Genomic DNA, 21,888 nt, shown 5'->3' with positions numbered 1-21,888 from the left:
TCATGACAAGCCCTGCAGAAATCCTACCTGGTGTAATCTTTTATTCTTATCTCTCAGCTGAGCGGAAAGAGAAGGTATGTTTATGGAATCACCATACGCTAATACTGCAGGTTTCCGGAGATTTGACTTTGGAAACATCGACACAAAATATTTCGATGACTGGAGGAGAAATGTTGTTGATTGGCAAAAATCAATTGGGTAAGCTGATTAAAACACCTGTATCTGGGGCGAATTACGAAACCATTGTAATATCTCTGCAGGAGGATGTATTAAGGAAAATCGTATTGGAAGAAAATATTGAACCGAACCAGAAATATATCGGACCGTCAAACCTCCTCATTCCAACTAACGAATATCTCGAAGGATATTTTCAATCTATTGTGCCCTACGCCAGGAGTTCAGGCGCAAGTATGACAGATAAAATGGGAATAATGAAACTGAAAGAAGGAATAAAATTACTTTTACTTGCGCTACCAGAACTGCGAAACCTTTTATTTGATTTTTCAGAACCTTACAAAATAGACCTGGAAAAGTTCATGCGCAACAACTTTCAATTCAATATCCCAGTCGAAAAATTTGCAGTGCTTACCGGCCGCAGCCTGGCAGCTTTTAAACGCGATTTTAAGAAAACTTTTGACTTACCACCACGTCGTTGGTTGCAAGAGAAGCGATTAAACGAAGCAAAACATCTCATCGAAACGAAGCACCAAAAGCCTTCGATCATTTACTTGAGCCTGGGTTTTGAAAGTTTAGCGCACTTCTCCAACGCATTTAAGAAAAAGTTTGGCAGATCACCTTCTATGCTAAAGTATGAAGCTGTATCATAAATGTAACTCATATTGAAATCTATCACGCTGAGTTTGTCGAAGAATAGTGAAGAAATCTTTACAAATCTCTTCGACAGGCTCAGCATGAAATTTCGAGACTCTGATACAGCCTTAGTGATTTTAATTTCACCCACACCGAGTGGTTGCAATTAAGCAGTTCTCCTATCCAGATATCGCATTAATAATATCGTACTGCGTAATAATCTCAATTTTACCAGATTCATCTTCAACCAATACGGCAGAGTTCTCTCTGTTAATCAGCGATGAAATTTTATCGATAGAGGTATTCAAATCAACAAATGGGAAGGTAGCTGTCATGATTTCTGATATTTGTGCAGACTTTAAACCCGGATTCTCCAGCAAAGCCGTTAAAATCTCACTTTCGGCAATTTTCCCAACAATCATTCCTTGTTGCGTAACTGGAATTTGAGAAATATTCATTGATTTAATCGTGTTAATCGCTTCTAAAACAGATTTCGTAGCATCAAGTGTTACAATTTCAGTGGCTTCTTTTTTAGCTAAAATCGATTTTGCAGTTAGTTTTTCATCCTGCAAAAATCCACGTTCGCGTAACCAATCTTCATTATACATTTTGCCCATGTACCGGCTTCCATGATCATGAAAAATAACCACCACAATATCTTCAGGCTTTAACTGATCTTTCAACTGAATTAACCCACCAATTGCTGCTCCAGCTGAATTTCCAACAAAAATACCTTCCTTACGGGCGATATCACGTGTCATTAGGGCGGCATCTTTATCCGTTACTTTTTCAAATAAGTCGATCACATCAAAGTTTACGTTGGCTGGTAAAAAATCCTCGCCAATTCCTTCGGTGATATATGGATAAATTTCATCTTTATCGAAAATGCCTGTTTCCTTATATTTTTTAAAAACTGACCCATAAGTATCAATCCCCCAAATTTTAATATTTGGATTTTTTTCCTTTAAATATTTACCTGTGCCTGAGATGGTTCCGCCGGTACCAACACCAACAACAAGGTGTGTTATTTTACCTTCGGTCTGCTCCCAGATCTCAGGTCCGGTTTGCTCATAATGTGCCTGTGAATTGGCTAAATTATCATACTGATTTGGTTTCCAGGAATTTGGAACTTCCCTTTCCAAGCGAGAAGAAACAGAATAATAAGAACGTGGATCTTCTGGTTCAACGTTTGTAGGACAAACAATTACTTCGGCACCAAAGGCGCGTAAGGCATCAACCTTTTCTTTAGATTGTTTATCTGTTGTGGTGAAAATACATTTGTAGCCTTTAACAATGGCAGCCATAGCCAACCCCATTCCTGTATTTCCGGATGTTCCTTCAATAATGGTTCCACCTGGTTTTAACTTTCCACTCTTCTCTGCATCTTCGATCATTTTAATCGCCATGCGATCTTTGATAGAATTGCCTGGATTGGTAGTTTCTATTTTGGCTAAAATTGTACCCGGAACGTTTTTCGTTATTGTATTTAATTTTACCAAAGGCGTGTTGCCGATAGTTTCTAAAATATTATTATACCACATGATACAAAATTAAGCAAAGGCATTAAGTATTTTATCACTAATGTTTTATTTGAAATATAATTTTGAAAATTCATATTAAATAGAATTTTATTGCATATTCTATAAAAATGATAGGCATTCTAGATTGATTATTGGGTGAAATGTAATTATGATTTTTGATTTTAATAAATTCCAGCGGTAAATTATGCTGAAAATCTTCATCAAATCACCTGCGAGAGATAGTTCATCCCAATATACAACCGGAATCCTGACCCTCCTGTCAGCCTCTTTTTCCTGTAGGAGGAAGCGCGCAGAAAAAATATTTTTCTCATCTAGCGATTGGCCTGCTATTTCTATTCTTCCACCGGGCATAGGAAATGATGGAAGGAAAAACCATTCAAGTTATATTATAGCATTTCAATTGACCAAAACTAACCGCATCTCTTATAACAACTTATAAACCTTACCCGGCAAAGAAACAATAATGCCCTGCATTTCTAAAGTAAGTAAAACGATTGCTAATTTACTTTGCTGGATATTTAAGTGAACACATATTTCATCAATTGCCAGCTGACCAGACTGCAGAAGATCTACTACTTTCTGTTCATTTACTGTAAGGTTTAGTTTCAGCGTAGTCTGTGCATTTTTTTTCTTCTCCTTCACCTCGTTATCCCAACCCAGGTAATAAATTAAATCATTTGCATGGTTAATTAATCCGGCACGGTTTGTTTTAATGAGGAAGTTGCATCCTTCAGAGAAAACATCATTTGTTCTCCCCGGAAAAGCATAAACATCTTTATTATAAGAATTTGCGATTTCGGCGGTAATCAGTGCACCTCCTTTGATAGATGCCTCCACCACAATGGTTGCATCTGCAATACCGGCAATGATCCGGTTTCGCTGAGGAAAATTTTGCCGATCAGGATTTGTTAACGTTGGAAATTCGGAAAGCAGGCCACCATTTAATACCATTTTCTGTGAAACGGTTTTATGAATCTGTGGGTAAAGCCGGTCTAAGCCATGGCCCAGCACACCAACAGTGGTGATCTCATTTGCAATGCATTCTTTATGAGCAGTAACGTCAATTCCATAAGCTAAACCACTAACCACTAAAACGTTATAAGCAGATAGCACTTCACCAAGTTGTTTACAAATATTCCTTCCGTAATCAGTTGCATTTCTTGTACCCACTACACTGATGATGCGTGGATGATTAAGATCAGCTTTGCCTTTAAAATAAAGTAAAATTGGCGAATCAACACAATGTTTTAATCTCCTGGGATAGTTATCATCAGAGAAAAATAAAACTTCTATTCCATGCTTTTCTACAAATATGAGTTCTTCCGCTGCTCTTTTTAAGGCATCTGTATTTAAAATTGCATCAATCGTTTTATCCCCTATTCCTGGAATTTGTAATAACTGTTTCCTGTTGGCTGAAAATACCGCTTCGGCACTTCCGCAATAAGCCAATAAGTTTTTTGCATTGACAGGACCAATAGACTTTATAAAAGTTAAAGCGATTTTGTGGAGCGTACTCATTCATTTTAGGTTAAGGTTAATAAATGCGGGATGATTTATTTCCTTAAAAAGCAACCTAAAACTCGATATCGATCAGGCTAGTAAGTGGAATATGGATGTTGTTTTTAAGTTGAATATATTTTTCTGTTACGGCCCAAACAGTGGTATCTACACGTTTCGGACCTATTGTAGTATTAAATGTGATCACAGCTTTTGATTTAAATTCATTTCCAAGTCGCTGGGCTTCATCAAGTTTTGTTTTCAGGTTGGTAGTGTGATCTTCTCCGGCATTGATAATATTTAAATATTCTATATGTTCTTTCGCTATAATTTCTATTGACATAATCTGCTTCTAACTAATAATCTTAAACAAGCTTATTAATTTTTAGCAGAAAAAACAAGCTTAAAAGTGCTTTTAATGTAATATTTAGCAAAAAAAAGTCTTAAATAATTATTTCCGGCTGTGTGTCAATGGTTTTAAGATTATTATTTAAGAATCGGCTTCCTGGTTTCTACCATTCCTTTAAATTCGTGATCTAATTTCTCGTTTACCTGATCAATCTGCACCCTGGAAACCCCGTTAGTACTACTTAAAGCATTTTCCTTTGTAAATGACGTGAAACGGCCTGTAGCAGAATAATTAAGGGCTTGCGCAAGCAGGCTTTCAGCCGGATCGCCGAAATCAGTTGTTAAGTCATCTGAAAGATCTTTATCTACCGCCATCCCATCGAAATAATCACCAAAATCTGCAGAATTTTTGGTCTGGAACTGAGGAATATATAAATCATTTTTATCTATACGCAGCGAAAAGAAACCAACTGGTTTCCCATACGTTTTACGCCCAATTAACTTCACATCCATTACTGGTTTCAAGTTGTTGATCAGTAATTCGCTAGCTGAAGCCGTGCCGCTTGTTACCAAAAAATAAACCCTTGTTAAGCCATTAAGTGATCCCCTCTTTTTAAAGAATTCCTGGTTTCCGGCAGCTGCTGTTGGCTTATAATCATAATCAAACATCGAAAATAAAGTTTTAACTCCGCTTGAATTGGTATCGTAAAACTTTTGATTCTGAAGTATCGTAGCTTGCTTATCCTGCATGGTTTTGGTCCAATAAGTAGTGTACATCACTTTCCCGTTTTGAGAAGAAGGTGCAATCAAATTGGTAAACGCTTCAGATGTTGCAACAGAACCACCGCCATTATATCGCAAATCTACAACCAGTTCGGTAACACCATCCGTTGCAAATTTGCTGAATGCCGCATCCAGTAACGGAACAGCGTTAGTTGTGAAACTATTAAACACAATATAACCAATCTTTTTAGCACCTACAGTATAAGTATTGCTGAATAAAATTGGATTAATATTATACGATCCCCTGGCTACTACTAAATTTTGAACCGTATTATCGGTTTTGGTAATGGCTAGCGCAATTGTTGGATTATTACCAAAAATACCATCATTTAAATTATCAATATTGGCCTGGCTGGATCTCGAAGTTGAGCGTCCGTTTACCATGGTAATTATATTTCCCCTCTTTAAACCTGCAAGTGCTGCCGGAGATCCCGGATAAACATATTTTACACGTAGAAGGTCCCCATTATCATAATTAGCAGAAAATCCGTAGTCGCCGCTTACGCCACCTAATTGGCTGGCAACACTACCGTCATCAATAAAAGAATATTTATCTTTACCGCCCGTGCTTGGCAATGCCTTTAGCGCAGCTAAAACCTGATTATTGTTACTGTATTTTCGGGGATTAAAATCATCGTAAGCCGGCATTCCTACATTCCAGAAATAGGTTTGCTTGGCATAAAGAAAAATCGAATCCCGTGTTAAAAAATCACGGTTGGTCGTTGGCGTTTGTAAATTATTCTTATCTGGCACGGTAGATTGAGTATCCTCGCCTGGAGAATCCTTTTTACAAGAGGTAATTAATCCAACCGATACCAGTAAAAAACACCAAAAAAGATTTTGTGCGCTAACTTTTTTCAACATAGTTTATTTGTAAATTTTTAGTGACTCAATATACGGTAAATTACTTAATCTGGATTGTGCTTCGTCGAAATTATTTGCACCGATTACCAATGCTTGTTCAGCAGATATATTATTAATGCTAAGTACGTTCTGGAAAATCTCTGCCTTGGTTTGTTTCAATTCGTCTGCAAAATAAACGGTTAGATATTGTTCCAACCCATTCCATTCCGTTTGTTTAATTTTATTGAGTTGTTGTTCAGGATTTCCAGCCGTAACAATGAAGATTTTTATTCGGTTTACAACCAGTTCCTGAAGAAATTTGAGCATTTCCTGAAAAAGCAAAAGCTTTAATGGCAATCTGGCATTCTGATGCAATAAATCGAAGTTATATTGATATTTTGGATCGATTTTGAATTGAGCTGCTGTCTTTTCAAATAACCCATCCGAACCAGATTGCTCATACGCTGAACGCATAAATGCTACAATTGGCTGGGCCTCCTTCTGCTCTGCATATTCAATAAATTGTGCAAAAAGATAATAAACTTGCAACAGGTAATCTTTCTCCGGAAATAAGACATTATCTAACTCGAAAATTACAGCTTGCTTATTCTTTAATAACTGAAAAATCTCCATATGCTCTTAAACGGTAAAAAGTTTTAACTCATCATCAGGTAAGTTGTAACCAAAAACACCACTCCATTCTTCTTCGCGCCTGATAAAGATTTCACCTCCGCTAGCGAAAATGCATTCTCCATGAATGAATACGGCAAAGTTTTTAAATGTATTTTTTTCTTTCGAAAGATAAGAATCAATTAATTCTGGCTGTGGCGTAAGTACCTGAATACCATATTCTCCAAATAACACTGCAGATTTGGCCAAGGGTTCCAGCTCGTAATCGTGCAATGGAATGATACTATCAATTGCTTCTGTGATACAAAAATTTAATAAAATATGGGCAATGCTTTCCTTATTTAGTATCCCAAGAGATGAAAAGGCATAATTTTCGGTGATTACGCTCGGCACATCACCATAATCTGCCAGTAAAACGAAGTGGCTGGGAAAGGCTTTCATCAGCTTCAATGCTTTAGCACTGTTGCCTCCTGTAATAAGTATTTTCAAGATTTAGTAATTGAATGAGTGAATTTTGAATGATTGAATGATTGAGTGATTGAGTGATTGAATGAATGTCTTTCCTATTTCTTAGAACTGCAAAAACCTCTGTAATCTTACCTATTGTACTATTAAACCGTCTTTCATCGTTACTACCCGATCGCTTGTTTTGGCCAGGTGTTCATTATGCGTAACAATTACAAATGTTTGCTGGAAATTATCTCTCAAAGTCACAAATAGTTGATGCAAAGCTGATGCATTCTCTGAATCCAGATTTCCAGACGGTTCATCGGCCAAAATAATAGATGGATTGTTAATCAGTGCCCTTGCTATCGCAATTCTTTGCTGCTCGCCACCAGATAACTGATTTGGCTTGTGGTGAGCCCTGTCTTTTAGTCCAAATAAATCAAGTAACTCCAAAGCCCTGGTTTCTGCTTGTTTCTTATTTGTTTTAGCAATAAAAGCTGGAATGCAAACATTTTCAATAGCACTAAACTCTGGCAATAAGTGGTGGAATTGAAATACAAAGCCAATATTCTGATTGCGGAAATTGCTCAGCAAATCTCCTGAAAGCTTACTAATTACTGAACCTTTCAATTCTACATCACCTTCATCCGGTTTATCAAGCGTACCCAAAATATGTAATAAAGTACTCTTTCCCGCTCCAGAAGGACCAATAATACTCACAATCTCTCCCTTTTGCACCTCGAAATTCACCCCCTTCAGGATCTGCAGATTTCCGTACGATTTTTTTATTCCAGTGGCTTTTAGCATGGCGTAAAAATAGTTAAAAGTTTTAAGTGGAAAGTTATAGGTTGTAAGTTTTAGCAAAGATTAAGGAGTAAGGATTGAGGAGCAAAGAGCAAGGATGAAAGAGCAAGGATCAAAGAGCAAAGATTAAGGAGCAAAGCGCGAGGATGAAAGAGCAACGATTAAAGAACAAAGAATCAGTGTAATCTCTATAGCTGTGAAATCAACCCCCAGAAAAAATAAAATTTGCATTTACCAATTTCTTGTTTAACTTTGAAAAACAAAGCACTTTCAAAATGAGCAATCAAGAAGAACAATTAAATGCCTTAAAAGACATCAGACAAATGATGGATAGATCGACCAGGTTTATTTCTTTGAGTGGCCTGTCTGGCGTTTTCGCTGGTGGTATTGCATTGATTGGAGCTTATTTTGCGCACGAAGAGATTGAAAAGTTTTTTGATAAAAGAGGATATGCTTATGGCGTACAAGGTGAAATCGATTTAGAATTCAACTTGGTTAAACTCGGTTTAATCGTATTATTTGTTGCACTCGCCGGAGGCGTTTTATTTACTTACAGAAAAAGTCAGCAAAATAATCTTCCCATTTGGGATAAAACATCGAAGGCTTTACTCTTTAATTTAATGACACCTTTAATTGCTGGTGGCTTATTCATCATTGCTTTACTCGTTAATCATCCAAATACCTATAGCATCATAGCGCCTACCTGTTTAATTTTTTATGGCCTGGCACTTATCAATGCCAGTAAATTTACTTTTAGCGATATCCGCTACCTCGGTTATCTGGAAGTAATACTTGGCTTAATCTGCATGTTTTATGTGGGTTACGGTTTGTGGTTCTGGGCATTTGGCTTTGGCGTACTTCATATTATTTACGGATTAGTGATGTATTTTAAATACGAAAGAGGCGAGTAAGATGAAGAATCCGATAGCAGATTTAAATAAAATTTTCGATAGCAGAATCAGGTTAGGTGTAATGTCTATGCTTGTGGTGAATACAGAAATTGGCTTCAACGATTTAAAACAAATGCTGGAACTAACTGATGGCAATTTGGCTTCCCACCTGAATACCCTCGAGCAAGCCGAATTTATTAAAGTTCATAAGGGTTTTATCGGTCGCAAAACAAGCACCACTTATTCGATTACTCCTTTAGGAAAGCAAGCCTTTAAAGCACATTTAGATGCCCTGGAAAAAATGATCAAAAAACTATAAACTATTTTTTTACCTATTCACTTTGAAATTCAAAGCACTTTTAGAAATGACAAATACATTAGAACCACAGATTATACTTATCGGGAAAAAGGCTTCAATTTATTCGGCCGTTATTGGGACACTCCTGCTCCTCGCCTATCTGATAAGCAACGAACATTCCTTGATAGCGATAGGTATAAGTTATATCCTGTTTGCTTTCGTTATTAATAGTTTAATTCTACTGGCTTTAGTTGCAGCACTTTTTTTTCACACCCCACATTGGAAGAAAATTGTTGCAACCATCATTTGCGTATTGCTCAATATTCCCCTAAGCATTTTTTACTTGTCCTTCGTGATTATTTAAATAACACTTCATCATTCAATTATGAAAAATAAATCCAACCTCCTACTCCTCGCCTCCTTACTCGGTGGCTTACTGTTCAGCTTCTTATTTTGGGAAGAAAGACTGGCATTTAATTTATTAATATACAGCATTTTTATACTGGCTATTACTTATTTAAATGTTGAGGTAATTAAAAGCACAAAATTTAAGATTTATGGCCTGGCACATCTTCTAGCTGCCATTTTAGTAGTAGTGAACAATACAGACTTATCTATAGCAACTTATTACATCAGCTTGTTGGTATTTGTTGGGATTAGTCATAACCAGCAGATCAGAACCGTATTTTCGGCCTTGCTGGCGTCGATCCTTCAGATCGTCACAACTCCCTTTAATCTCATTAAGAACCTGAATAAAATAAGTATAGGCAACTTTAACCTGAAACCTATTTTCAGATTAATCAAGTATATCATCATTCCTGTTATCGCAGTAATCTTTTTTACTTGTCTGTATGCTGCAGCCAACGACCTTTTTGCGCATTACGTAGAGACTTTTTTAACCAGCATTTTTAATTTCTTTAAAGGAATTCTTCAATTCTTTTTTAAAGACCTGGATATTGAACGTTTCGTTCATTTCTGCTTTGGATTAGTGCTAACCACTGGTTTACTCTTGGCGTTTCTTGATAAAAGTATTGAAAACGCAGAGCTAAAAGCCAGTGAACAATTAAGAAGAATCAAACGAGGATCAACTCAAAAAACACTATGGTATCTGGTTATAGAAACGTTTGCCGGAAGTTTATTAACACGAAAAATGGCACTTAAAACCGAATACATTATCGGTATAATTATGTTTGTTGCACTAAATTTCCTGCTGCTACTCTTAAATACCATCGATATCACTACACTTTGGTTTGGCTATAAACCAGCAGGTAATTTCTCTGGAGCATTACATGAAGGCACAAATTCGTTAATTTTCAGCATCATCATGGCGATGGCTGTTATTCTCTATTTCTTCCGTGGGAATTTAAATTTTTACAGCAAAAGCAAAATACTTAAAGCACTTGCTTTTACCTGGATGATTCAAAATGTTATTCTCATTGTTTCAGTTCTGATCAGAGATGGATATTACATCGAGTTTTACGGCCTCACCCATAAGCGGATTGGCGTTTTGGTATTTGCCTTGCTCTGCATCATCGGCCTGGCTACCGTTTACATAAAAGTGGCCAAACAAAAAACGCTATTTTATCTCTTCAAAATTAATGGAGGCATTTGGTTTATGCTGCTGCTTGCTTTCAGCATCATCAACTGGGATGTTGCCATTGCAAAATACAACCTGTCGCAAAGTGAGAAAATTTCTTTAGATGCAGATTATCTGCTCTCGCTTTCTGATAAAACATTGCCTGTACTGGATGAGAACAGAGCGAAACTGCACTACACGCCAACCAAAGTATATCAAGAAAGGGAGGTCCCAACGCCGCAAACCGCCGGTTTTTACAGTGATCAACTTGATGAACGTATTGGCTATTTTAAGGAACGCTACAAGAAAGAAGGCTGGTTATCATGGAATCTGCAGGACTGGAATGTGGCCAGGTATTTTGGGATTAAAAAATCACTTCATAAATAGTTATAAAATTCTTTAAATTTAATACATCATGATAAATCAACAAACAGGTAACTCATCAAAACTAAGGATCAGGATTATTCTGGTTACCACCGCTTTAATTTTAAGTATCCCATTGATAGCCATGCAGTTTACCAAAGAAGTAAACTGGACACTTTCAGACTTTGTGATAGCAGCAGTGTTATTATTAGGCACAGGCTTAGCAATAGAACTGGTCATCAGGTATGTAAAAATCGGTTTATCGAGAACCATACTTTTGGTTATTATTCTATTGCTTTTATTCTTAACCTGGGCAGAATTGGCTGTTGGTATCTTCGGAACTCCTTTTGCCGGAAGCTAAAATCATACAAATGCGCTTTCCTGATGCAATGCTGCAGTTGGAAAGTGCATTAAGATTAAATTATGTTAAAAAAACTAACCAGATGAAAAAGAACGTTTCAATACCATTACTCGCCCTATTTTTGATTATTGCATCAGCCTGTACTGAAGATCAAAAAACCATTTCAACTATTAAAGAAAGTGTTGGCGCAACAAGTACGAGTCAGCAGGAAGTACAATATGGGTCGGCCATTATTGTTAAAAATACAGACGTATTGATATATCCCCTAAGTTTGAGTGGGAAGGATGAGGATAGTTATGAAAGGGAGGTAAAAAGCAATCAGTGGAATTTCATTTTTTATAATGTAATTTCTGGCACCAGGGATTTCCTAACAAGAGAAAAGGTGATCATCAACAGTTTCCAAATTGGTGATTCAGAACAAGGAGCAGGTAATCAACCCACATTATCGGATCAGTTTATTTATTATGATATTAACGATGCTGATACTGATGGAGATAGGAAATTGACCCGGAAAGATGCCCATAAGCTGTATCTTTCAACATTGGCCGGAAAGTCATTTATCAGGATAACTCCAAAAAATTACAAGCTTAAGAGCTGGAAGTTAGACACTAAACATGATCTCATTTTATTAGACTTAATTAAAGATTTAAATGGCGATAAAAAATCAGATTATCAGCAAGAAGCTGAATATTTTACTTACAATTTGAAAACAGGCGTTTTAAATGCGGTTTTCGATCAGAAATTAAAAGATGAAATTAAAAATCTGGCGAAGAAAGTATTATAACATACAATCAGCTGGATTAAATATTAGAAATCAGCTTTTTATCAAATAACGATAGATCTGGTTACGCTCATTTATCCGATTAACATAAAACGTTCATTTTCTATAAAAAAAGGGTAAATACTATTTGTTTAAAGGCTTTAGAATTGTAGCTTTGGGCAAATTTTGTAGCAAATGAATATTCACGAATACCAGGGTAAACAAATATTAAAAAGTTTCGGTGTTAACGTTCAAGAAGGAATTGTTGCCGATACTCCGGAGCAAGCTGTTGAGGCTGCCAAGCAATTAAAGATCGATTATAACTCTGATTGGGTTGTTATTAAAGCGCAAATCCACGCTGGTGGCCGCGGTAAAGGCGGCGGTGTTAAATTGGCTAAAAACCTTGAAGAAGTTAAGCAACGCGCTACCGATATTATTGGTATGCAGTTGGTTACTCCTCAAACCGGACCAGAAGGAAAGTTGGTAAGTAAGATTTTAGTTGCTCAGGATGTTTATTATCCAGGTGCATCAGAAACCAAAGAATTCTACATTTCAGTATTGTTAGATCGTGCAAAAGGTCGCAATATTATTATGTACAGTACTGAAGGCGGTATGGATATTGAAGAAGTTGCTGAACATACGCCACACTTAATTTTCAAAGAGGAAATAGATCCTAAAGTTGGTTTACAAGGATTCCAGGCACGTAAAATAGCTTTCAAATTAGGTTTAAGCGGTGTTGCACATAAAGAAATGGTTAAATTTGTATCTGCTTTGTATAAAGCATACGATGTAACTGATTCTGCCATGTTTGAAATTAATCCGGTGTTAAAAACAAGTGATGATAAAATTATTGCTGTTGATGCTAAAGTTGATTTAGATGAAAATGCATTATTCCGCCACAAAGATTACGCAGCAATGCGCGATACAATGGAAGAAGATCCAATGGAAGTTGAGGCAAGTGCTTCTAACCTGAACTTTGTTAACCTTGACGGTAACGTTGGTTGTATGGTTAATGGTGCTGGTCTAGCCATGGCAACTATGGATATCATTAAATTAGCTGGTGGTGAACCTGCTAACTTCTTAGACGTGGGTGGAACTGCAAATGCACAAACAGTTAAAGCGGCTTTCAACATCATTTTGAAAGACCCTAATGTTAAGGCCATTTTAATTAACATTTTTGGTGGTATTGTTCGTTGTGATCGTGTTGCTCAGGGTGTAATTGATGCTTATCAGGAAATTGGAAATATCCCTGTGCCAATCATCTGTCGTTTACAAGGCACAAACGCAGAAGAAGCTAAGAAATTAATCGATGAGTCTGGATTGCAAGTTTACTCAGCAATCGCATTAAAAGAAGCTGCTGATTTAGTAACTAAAGTACTGGCAGAACAAGCGTAAAAAAAGGTAAAAGCGAAAAGCAGAAAGTGTAAAAGCTGAAAGTGTAAAAGCTGAAAGCGAAAAGCGAAAAGCGGAAAGCGGAAAGACGTTTACAATAGCCATAAAAATAAATGCAAATGGCCTGTTCATAAATTGAGCAGGCCATTTTGTTTTTCGGTTGGTGAGGCACCTACCTTATTGATGAGTCGGTTCACCAGAGAAGAACTTATTTTGTTAACCGAAAACAATCATCATCAAATAAATATGCAAAACAGCCTATTTCATCAATCACAATCTTTATTTCAAAGTGTCTCTTCATCAGTTGTATCCATGTAAAATAAAAACAACTAATCATGTAGTTTTGTGCATTTTTTATTTTATTTTGGAGCACACAAAAACACAAATGAAAATGAAAAAACAACTACTATCGCTGGCTATGCTATGCGCTGTTGCATTTGCTTCAAATGCACAAACTGAAAAAGGAGATAACCTAATTGGAGGAAGTATTTATTACACCAAAGATAAACGGACGCCTGAAAATTTAAATAATTTGAATTCATTAGATCAGACTAACTTCGGTATCATCCCTCGTTTCGGCCATTTTGTAAGCACAAATTTAGCAATTGGTTTGAGTGCTGGCTTTTCGAGAAACAAAGTTTTCTACGAATCAAACTTTTACACTGGTACAGGTACGTTAGTCAGCAATTCTGAAACTACAAACAAAAATTTCAATGTAGGCCCGTTCGTAAGATATTACGTTAATATCGTTGATAAATTTAAATTTTTTGGTCAGGCTAACGCCTTTGTGGCTTTTGGAAATTCCATTTCTCACGATGGAGGTTCAGTTACGGTTATTCCTCGAAGTACTAGGTACAAAACGACCTCATACTCGGCAGCTGCTAATCCAGGCTTTGCATTCTTTCCTACAAAGCACTGGGGATTCGAGTTTTCTTTTTCTTTAATCTCCTATAACAAATACAAAATGAAAGATGACGGAAATAATGTCGGATCTCAGGCCTACCAAAATGAAGGATTTCAATTCGGACTCGATTCATTTAATCCAAGCCTGGGACTCAATTACCATTTTTAATAAAGATCTGCGGAACTATCAATAAGATAACGGTGAATTAAAATAAAAGTAAACCAACTTACAAGATAAACAATAGACGCGCATCAAAAAATAAAGAATGGCCTGTTCATAAATTGAGCAGGCCATTTTGTTTTTCGGTTGGTGAGGCACCTAAACTATTGATGAGTCGGTTCACTAGAGAAAAACTCATTTTGGTAACCGACCAATGAACAACGAAAAAGAAAATCATTTATCTTCCTTTAAATCCTTATTTTCTCTTGGTTTCTATATTTGGCAGAAAACCTGTTAACAAACCAATTAAAGGAAGGAAAGCACAAATCTTAAATACATAATCTATTCCTTCTGAATCAGCAAGCCTGCCTAAAAGTGCTGATCCTATTCCACCCATTCCGAAAGCGAAGCCGAAGAATAAACCAGCTACGAGTCCCACTTTTCCTGGAATTAATTCTTGTGCGTATACTAAGATGGCAGAAAATGCAGAAGCTAGAATCATCCCAATGGGAACAATCAGTACACCTATCCAAAACAAATTGGCATGTGGTAGTAGTAAAGCAAAAGGTGCTGTTCCCAGTATAGATGCCCAGATTACGTATTTTCTCCCAATTTTATCACCAATTGGCCCACCCAACAATGTTCCCGCAGCAACAGAAAACAAAAACACAAATAGATAAATTTGTGACGTTTGAACCGAAACCTGAAATTTATTGATCAGGTAAAAGGTAAAATAATTGGTTAAACTTGCCATATAAAAATATTTCGAGAAAATTAAAAGCAATAAAATCACCACAGAAAAAATAACTTTATTTCTTGAGAATTGACTGATTTCGGTTTGGATGGCTGTTTTCTTACTTCTAGCCAGTACAAATCCTTTATACCAGTTGCCAACATAGGTTAAAATCACAATGGCCAGTAATGCAATTGCCGAGAACCAGATTACGCTAAATTGCCCGTATGGCACAATAATCCAAGCCGCCAGTAATGGTCCTAAAGAACTTCCGGCATTACCACCCAGTTGAAAAACCGATTGTGCTAAACCACGCTTCCCGCCAGATGCGGCATGTGCCATTCGCGAAGCTTCAGGATGGAATATAGAAGATCCGATCCCAATAAAAGCAACAGAAATTAACATCGTATAAAAATGAGCCGATTGAGATAAGGTGATTAACCCAGTCAGAGTAAATGCCATTCCAATAGCCAGAGAATAGGGCTGTGGTTTCTTATCTGTATATAAACCCACAAACGGTTGTAATAATGATGCAGCCATTTGAAAGGTAAGTGTAATTAATCCGATTTGAGAAAAACTTAATCTGTAATTCGTTTTTATAATCGGGTAAATTGCCGGGATTAATGATTGAATGGTATCATTTAACAAATGTGAAAAACTAAGCGCAAATAGAATAGGAAAAACAGTTTTTTCGATGATAGGAGAAATGGTACTATTTTCAGCCATAGATATTGAATTTAAGAGTGTAAAAGTAACTATTTTAGATTTTATGCATCAGCTGAATAGCTGATAATGAAAAACTTTTATTCTAATGTTCGGTTTATTTAAAATGGAAAAGAAAAAAACTATTATCGGCCTCTGCGGAAGCCTTAGAAAAGGTTCGTACAACGAAATGTTGCTAAAAGTTGCTGGCGGTTTACTCCCTGACGATATTCATTTTGAAATTGTAAGGTATGATGATATTCCTGTTTATAATGAGGACCATGACACCCCTAAAGCAACAGAACGCCCTGACAGTGTTACGAAATTGAGAGCATCATTAGCCACTGCTGATGCCTTCATAATTGCTTCACCAGAATACAACTATTCTATTCCTGGTGGATTAAAAAATGCCATTGACTGGGCCAGCCGTGGAAAAGATAGTCCGTTGATGCATAAGCCTGTTGCTGTTTTAGGTGCCACACAAGGTCTTTGGGGAACAGTAAGAATGCAAACTGCGTTTCTTCCGGTTTTTACTTTTTTAAATATGAATCCTGTTTTACAACCAGAAGTTTTAGTTGCCCAAGCGCAGAATAAGTTCGATGAATCAGGAAATCTGAATGATGAAATGACAATTGGTCTCATTAAACAGAAGATTGAAAAGCTTGTTTCGGCCTGTAATGTATAACCCCTAAATGAAAACATTCCCATAAGCGCTGACACAATTACAGTTAAAAAATCTGACATTTATGCCAAAAAAGTCAGTTTGTCAATTTTTTTTAACTTAAAAATTAATCAACTGATTAATTTTTAGTCACACAAAAATAATAATGAATTAACCCCAATTTTATATATCATTATCAATTAAGCAGTTGATCTAAAACTGATTTTCTGATGACTGTACGATAATTTATTGGCATCGATATTGACTTTTCAGCAAATATAGTCAGACATTAAAAAATTAAACTGGCTGTATTTTTAAACAAATAAATAATATAACGATGAAAAAATTATTATTATCATTAGTGGCAGTTGCGGGTTTAGTTTACAGTGCAAATGCACAAACTGAAAAAGGAAAAATTATGTTGGGTGGTAGTGTTGGTTTCAATTCTACTAAAGTAGAAGGTGCCGCAAAATCTGACGTGAGCTTTAGCATTGTTCCAAATATTGGTTATTTCGTAAGCGATAACTTCGCAATTGGTACAGGTGTTGGTTATACATCAAACAAAGAAGTAAGTGACAACAATTTAAACCAAGCTTTCAAAGTTGCACCTTTTGGTCGCTATTATGTTAATTTATCAGATCAGTTTAAATTCTTCGGTCAGTTAACTGTACCGATGGAATTTGGCAATGATAAATTTGTAGATAACAATGGTGATACCGGTGCTAAATTGGCAAAAACTACAGATATTGGCGTAAATTTAGCTCCTGGTTTTGCGTTCTTCCCAACTAAAAGAATTGGTATCGAAGTTTCTGTTAATGGTTTAGGTTATAATAACCGTAAAATTACTAATGAGGTTACTGGTAATGAAACAACTACTAACTCATTCGGTTTAGAAGCCAGCACTTTAGCTCCAAAATTGGGTGTACAATTTCACTTCTAATGTTTAGCATTTAGTAAAAAATACTTTAATATTTTTAAACGCGTCCAGGCTTTGCAGTCGAGACGCGTTTTTTTTATTTCTTCTCCCTGATTGATTTAAATTCAGAGCCTTCTTTCCATTTTGGATAAGACGCCTCATTACTCAATCGATAGCCCAAATCAAAAACTAACCTTACATCTTCCACAATACCAGATAAGTCCCAGGTATTGGCATCAACATTATCCTGGGGAGAATGATACCTGAATTTGGTAAAATCTGCTACCTGTTTCAAACCCCAGGCCCTCCCGTTTTTTACATTATCAACCCCGGAACCTGTAAATAATGATGGCACACCAACTTTTGCCAGGTTAAAATGATCAGATCGGTAATATAATCCTGAAGATGGAACGGGATCAGGAACAACTACCCTTCCCTGCTTCTTAGCAGAAGTTGAGGCATAATCTTCTAATTCGGACTGGCCAAAACCATAAACAACAATATCTTTCGTTTTGCCGGCAATTCCCATCATATCCATATTAATGTTAGCTACCGTTTTAACCAAGGGAAAAACCGGATGTTTGGCATAATATTCAGACCCCAACAAACCTTGCTCTTCTGCGGTATAAGAAATAAATAAAATGGTACGGCCTGGTTTTTTAGGCAGCTTTTTAAAGGCTGTCGCCAATTCGAGTAAAGAAGCTACACCAGTAGCGTTATCAACCGCACCATTGTAAATAGAATCGCCCTTTACCTTTTCACCAATACCTAAATGATCCCAATGGGCAGAATAAATAATGGCTTCATCTTTATGTTTATCGCCAGAAACTTTAGCCAGCACGTTGTATGATAAAGATTTTTTAATCTTATTTTCTATCGTTAATGATGTAGTTAAACCCAAATCAACAGCTTTAAAACCTTTCTTTTTAGCCGATTCCATCAGGCCATCACTTTGTCCTGCCAATTTAAAAAGTGCTTTTGCTTTATCCAGGCTAATCCAACCCTCAACCACAGTTCTATTCATTCCATTATCTTCAGATTGTAGATTGAGTTTCGATTTAGACCAGCCACTTCTTACTACACTCCAAGGGTAGGCTGCAGGTTCGGTATCATGAATAATTAAAATCCCGGTAGCACCTTGTCTTGATGCCTCCTCAAATTTGTAAGTCCACCTGCCGTAGTAGGTCATGTTTTTCCCTTTAAATAAGGTAGCATCTGCAAAACCCGGATCGTTAATCATCACCACTACCGTTTTACCTTTCACGTCTAAATCCTTATAGTCATTCCAACCATATTCTGGTGCCACAATGCCGAAGCCAGCAAAAACCAATGGAGAATTTGTAATGTTTACCTGATCCTTTAACCTTCGCGATCCGGCTACGAAATCGGTTAGATAAGTAAGATCTAATGAACCCGACTGGCCTTTAATAACCATTTTAGCTTCCGGTACCGATTTAATTTCCACCATAGGTACTTCCTGAAAATAACTATCTCTATTTCCAGGTTCAAGACCTAATTTTTCAAATTCATTTTTTAAATAGTTTATCGTTTTGGTTTCGCCACTGGTAAAAGGCTTTCTACCGGCTAAACTATCTGCTGCAATAACGGATAAATATTGGCTCAGACTAGCATCATTAATCGCTTTTACGGAAAGTGAATCGGGTGAAATACTGTCTTTTTCACTGGTCTGTTTGCAAGAGCCCAGTAAAAGAAAGGCACAACCAGATAAGAGTATTGTTTTTTTAATCATAATCATGTTTTGAAATTACGAAGAAATTCACAAAGGCAAAGCATTCGAGCGCAATACTCCTATCCGCCTGCCAGCACGTTTCGACTGAAGGGGCAAGGACGCATGAAAAAAACATTTTTCGCAGCTAAGAATTAGAAAAGAATATTAAACCGTAAGTCTTGAATCAAGTTCAGGACGACTGCTTTAACCCACGGTTCAAGCCCATGGAAAAGATCTAAGATTCAATCCTGCTATTTTCAACCTGCAATCCGGCCCAGGAGATGATGGGAGGAGAAGCCTCGAAATTTATATGCCAACAATTCAAATAACCCTAACACAAGGTAGCGCAAACGGCTCTTCAAACATTTTTTTATCCCGAAGTAAATCGAGCCCTTGCGCTACCGCCATTTAAATTTCGCCGCACGAATCCTATTCCAGGCCCAAGCCATGAGTTATTTATTTGTTTTATAAAAAGCAGAAATTATCGTTACTCAAGCTGATATTTCGAATTTATGATACAACTTCCTGGCACCTGAATAACAAGCTTGCTATTGATCATTCAGTTTTTTAATCAACTCTACTTCTTCTTTTTTATAAGGACTTCCGTCTTTTCGGAAAACTTCGTGAAACCATTCTTTCGGTTCTTCGCCATTTCTAAGTGGGGTATCCCAAGCGTATTTTGTATTCGATTTCCCGTCAACCAGGCCCCAGTTAATTGCTCCAATATTTTCCTTCTTCAACAATGGCATCACATTCTCAAAACGGCTTCCCCTTGTTCTGGCCATGTATTCAGTACAAATCATTGGGCGGCCATGCGACCGCAGCATGTCAATTACCCGTTGATGCCATTGCGGTTCTTCATAATCATGGTAAGTAATCACATCGGAATTTAAGGCCTGAAAAGCATTTAGCTCTTTATAATCCCATGCCCATAAGCCAGCACTGATGGGCTGCTCGGGATTAACCGCTCTGGCCCAGGTAAATACACTTTTTAACAGCGGGTAGGAACTAGTTAACTTACCAGAGTTGCCAGGCTCGTTGTATAAATCCCATAAAAGAATTCGCTTGTCGGTTTTAAAATGCGTCATCACATCTTTTACATAGCGCTCTAAGGCAGGAAAATTGGCTTCCTGTTTAGAATCCGGATCACCGGGATCCTGTACCCATCCAGAGTTGTGAATGCCTATCTGTGGTTCAGGTTGCTTACCAGGTTTGGCTTGCTTATTCCAGCAATCATCAAAAAACACAAAAATAGTCTTGATCTGGTGTTTGTTGGCAATGGTAAGGTATTGATCCATTCGTTTTTTAAAGCCCTGTTGATCTTGTTTCCAGGCGAGGCTATGCAGGTAAACCCGCATCGTATTGAAACCAATTCCTTGTGCCCAACCCAGTTCCTTATCTATTGTAGCCGGATCAAAGGTAGCTGCCTGCCACATTTCCAGCTGATTAATGGCTGTGCTCGGCAAAAAATCGGCCCCGTTAATCCATTTATACTGTTTGTACCAGGTAGTGGCCTTGTCTATCGACCAGACTTTTCCCACCACTGGTGTACGCTCTTGGGCGTGAGTAACCATAGCTATACTTAGCAGTAGAAATAGCAGGTAACTGAAATGTTTTCTCATATTTGGTTAGGTTTTTTTTATATTAAGTAGATGTTTAATTAAATACTATTTGTTTTGAGATGGAATAGGAAGTTCCTGGTCGCTGCGAACCGGAATCCCGAAATTTGGTGAACCATCCGGATTCCAGCTAAACTTTTGTGCCCGTGGCGAACGCTGTCTGCCACAACCCTGGCCCGGCGCTGAATTGGCATGGTATAAAATCCAGTCTTCCTTCCCGTCGGGAGATTTGAAAAAAGAATTGTGACCAGGTGCATAAACGCCATTTTCTACAGATTGCTTAAACACGGGCTGAGTGCTTTTTTCCCACGAGCTGGCTTTTAACAAATCTTTGCCTTTTAAAGTTAACATCCCCAAAGCGTAAAAATCTGTCCAGCAACCACTTGCTGAATAAATCAGGAACACGCTATTGTTGTGCATCAGGATCTGAGGTCCTTCGTTAACATCAACATGCGGCGGATTTCCAGGATCATTTAAGTCGCCATGTTTTTCCCAATCGAACTGTGGTGTGGAAATTTTATACCTTTTACCATCGATGGTCCAGGGGTTTTTCATTTTTGCAATAAAAATTTCCTGCTTTTGGTTAACGTCTCCCTCCCATCCTGCCCAGACCATATAAAGCTGGTTTTGATAAGTAAATACAGATCCGTCGATTGCCCATTTGTTAGTAACATCTCCAACTTGTCCTTTAAGTTCCCAGCTTCCGGTGAGCGGATTTTTAGCATCGTTTTCCAACACATACATCCGGTGATTTTTATTTTCGCCGTTATCCGCAGCGAAATAAACGTACCATTTATGATTGATATAATGGATTTCCGGTGCCCAGAGTTCTTTAGAATAAGCTGTATTTACTGACGGAATGAAAATAGTTTTCTGTTCGGCAGTTTTTAAATCTGCCAGGTTCTTTGTTTTCCAAATTACCAGTTTATTTTGCATAGAATGGGTGTAATAGTAATACCCATTCTTATAAATGCTCCAGGGATCGGCTCCTGCCGGAAGCAATGGATTCTTGAAAGTTTGTGCACAACTTACCTGAACAATAAACATCAGCAGGCAAGTGAGTAGCATTTTAAATATCGCAATTAGTTTTCTCCTCATTTTTCCGAAATCTTATCTACCGCA

21 protein-coding genes are annotated in these 21,888 nt (G+C 37.2%); 10 read left to right on the top strand and 11 right to left on the bottom strand.

Annotated features, from left to right (window positions below; all coding sequences use genetic code 11):
• The first annotated feature begins 2 nt into the window (after positions 1-2).
• Positions 3-827, top strand: coding sequence for an AraC family transcriptional regulator (locus tag SOM16_RS19535; RefSeq protein ID WP_320465677.1), 825 nt, complete (start codon positions 3-5; stop codon positions 825-827).
• Between the two features lie 162 nt (positions 828-989).
• On the opposite strand, the gene SOM16_RS19530 is transcribed toward SOM16_RS19535, so the two are convergent.
• From SOM16_RS19530 to SOM16_RS19500, 7 genes are all read right to left on the bottom strand, one after another.
• On the bottom strand, positions 990-2,351 hold the full coding sequence (locus SOM16_RS19530; RefSeq protein WP_320465676.1) for a pyridoxal-phosphate dependent enzyme: 1,362 nt from the start codon (positions 2,349-2,351) through the stop codon (positions 990-992).
• 423 nt (positions 2,352-2,774) lie between these two features.
• On the bottom strand, positions 2,775-3,869 hold the full coding sequence (gene dprA / locus SOM16_RS19525) for a DNA-processing protein DprA (protein ID WP_320465675.1): 1,095 nt from the start codon (positions 3,867-3,869) through the stop codon (positions 2,775-2,777).
• Positions 3,870-3,924: 55 nt separating this feature from the next.
• Complete coding sequence (locus SOM16_RS19520) at positions 3,925-4,191, bottom strand: hypothetical protein (protein ID WP_320465674.1); 267 nt, start codon at positions 4,189-4,191, stop codon at positions 3,925-3,927.
• A gap of 143 nt (positions 4,192-4,334) precedes the next feature.
• Entirely contained in the window at positions 4,335-5,843 is a 1,509-nt protein-coding gene (locus SOM16_RS19515; protein WP_320465673.1) for a S41 family peptidase, read from the bottom strand.
• Between the two features lie 3 nt (positions 5,844-5,846).
• The gene (locus SOM16_RS19510; RefSeq protein WP_320465672.1) at positions 5,847-6,455 is read right to left on the bottom strand and encodes an HAD family hydrolase; all 609 of its coding nucleotides are present in this window, start codon (positions 6,453-6,455) and stop codon (positions 5,847-5,849) included.
• Positions 6,456-6,461: 6 nt separating this feature from the next.
• Positions 6,462-6,941, bottom strand: coding sequence for a hypothetical protein (locus tag SOM16_RS19505; RefSeq protein WP_320465671.1), 480 nt, complete (start codon positions 6,939-6,941; stop codon positions 6,462-6,464).
• A gap of 111 nt (positions 6,942-7,052) precedes the next feature.
• On the bottom strand, positions 7,053-7,706 hold the full coding sequence (locus SOM16_RS19500; RefSeq protein ID WP_320465690.1) for an ABC transporter ATP-binding protein: 654 nt from the start codon (positions 7,704-7,706) through the stop codon (positions 7,053-7,055).
• Positions 7,707-7,978: 272 nt separating this feature from the next.
• On the opposite strand from SOM16_RS19500, the gene SOM16_RS19495 reads away from it, so the two are divergent.
• From SOM16_RS19495 to SOM16_RS19465, 7 genes are all read left to right on the top strand, one after another.
• A complete protein-coding gene (locus tag SOM16_RS19495; protein WP_320465670.1) occupies positions 7,979-8,614 on the top strand; it encodes a hypothetical protein in 636 nt (211 codons plus the stop codon).
• Between the two features lies 1 nt (position 8,615).
• Positions 8,616-8,912: a transcriptional regulator gene (locus tag SOM16_RS19490; RefSeq protein WP_320465669.1), complete on the top strand. Its 297-nt coding sequence runs from the start codon at positions 8,616-8,618 to the stop codon at positions 8,910-8,912.
• A gap of 364 nt (positions 8,913-9,276) precedes the next feature.
• On the top strand, positions 9,277-10,854 hold the full coding sequence (locus tag SOM16_RS19485; protein ID WP_320465668.1) for a DUF4173 domain-containing protein: 1,578 nt from the start codon (positions 9,277-9,279) through the stop codon (positions 10,852-10,854).
• Between the two features lie 28 nt (positions 10,855-10,882).
• Positions 10,883-11,191 (top strand): hypothetical protein, encoded by a 309-nt coding sequence (locus SOM16_RS19480; protein WP_320465667.1) that lies wholly within the window; start codon positions 10,883-10,885, stop codon positions 11,189-11,191.
• An 82-nt stretch (positions 11,192-11,273) separates the two neighbouring features.
• Complete coding sequence (locus SOM16_RS19475) at positions 11,274-11,975, top strand: hypothetical protein (protein ID WP_320465666.1); 702 nt, start codon at positions 11,274-11,276, stop codon at positions 11,973-11,975.
• A gap of 171 nt (positions 11,976-12,146) precedes the next feature.
• Positions 12,147-13,346, top strand: coding sequence for an ADP-forming succinate--CoA ligase subunit beta (gene sucC, locus SOM16_RS19470; RefSeq protein ID WP_320465665.1), 1,200 nt, complete (start codon positions 12,147-12,149; stop codon positions 13,344-13,346).
• Between the two features lie 388 nt (positions 13,347-13,734).
• Complete coding sequence (locus SOM16_RS19465) at positions 13,735-14,415, top strand: DUF3575 domain-containing protein (RefSeq protein ID WP_320465664.1); 681 nt, start codon at positions 13,735-13,737, stop codon at positions 14,413-14,415.
• A gap of 247 nt (positions 14,416-14,662) precedes the next feature.
• Here SOM16_RS19465 and SOM16_RS19460 read toward each other — a convergent pair whose 3' ends face one another.
• On the bottom strand, positions 14,663-15,865 hold the full coding sequence (locus SOM16_RS19460) for an MFS transporter (protein ID WP_320465663.1): 1,203 nt from the start codon (positions 15,863-15,865) through the stop codon (positions 14,663-14,665).
• A 103-nt stretch (positions 15,866-15,968) separates the two neighbouring features.
• Here SOM16_RS19460 and SOM16_RS19455 point away from each other — a divergent pair, with 103 nt between their 5' ends.
• Both SOM16_RS19455 and SOM16_RS19450 read left to right on the top strand, forming a co-directional pair.
• A complete protein-coding gene (locus SOM16_RS19455; RefSeq protein WP_320465662.1) occupies positions 15,969-16,526 on the top strand; it encodes an NADPH-dependent FMN reductase in 558 nt (185 codons plus the stop codon).
• A 313-nt stretch (positions 16,527-16,839) separates the two neighbouring features.
• Positions 16,840-17,442: an outer membrane beta-barrel protein gene (locus SOM16_RS19450; protein WP_320465661.1), complete on the top strand. Its 603-nt coding sequence runs from the start codon at positions 16,840-16,842 to the stop codon at positions 17,440-17,442.
• Between the two features lie 73 nt (positions 17,443-17,515).
• Here the strand turns inward: SOM16_RS19450 and SOM16_RS19445 are convergent, their stop codons facing one another.
• The 3 genes from SOM16_RS19445 to SOM16_RS19435 form a co-directional block, all read right to left on the bottom strand.
• Positions 17,516-19,168, bottom strand: a complete 1,653-nt coding sequence (locus SOM16_RS19445; RefSeq protein WP_320465660.1) for a M28 family metallopeptidase — start codon at positions 19,166-19,168, stop codon at positions 17,516-17,518.
• A 527-nt stretch (positions 19,169-19,695) separates the two neighbouring features.
• Positions 19,696-20,769, bottom strand: a complete 1,074-nt coding sequence (locus SOM16_RS19440) for a cellulase family glycosylhydrolase (protein ID WP_320465659.1) — start codon at positions 20,767-20,769, stop codon at positions 19,696-19,698.
• Between the two features lie 45 nt (positions 20,770-20,814).
• On the bottom strand, positions 20,815-21,864 hold the full coding sequence (locus tag SOM16_RS19435) for a glycoside hydrolase family 43 protein (protein WP_320465658.1): 1,050 nt from the start codon (positions 21,862-21,864) through the stop codon (positions 20,815-20,817).
• Positions 21,865-21,888 lie beyond the last annotated feature (24 nt).

It is taken from the genome of Pedobacter sp. CFBP9032, from assembly GCF_034045265.1.
Lineage (GTDB): Bacteria > Bacteroidota > Bacteroidia > Sphingobacteriales > Sphingobacteriaceae > Pedobacter.
Note: the sequence above shows the minus strand (reverse complement) of the source record. Positions and strands in the feature narration are given on the sequence as shown.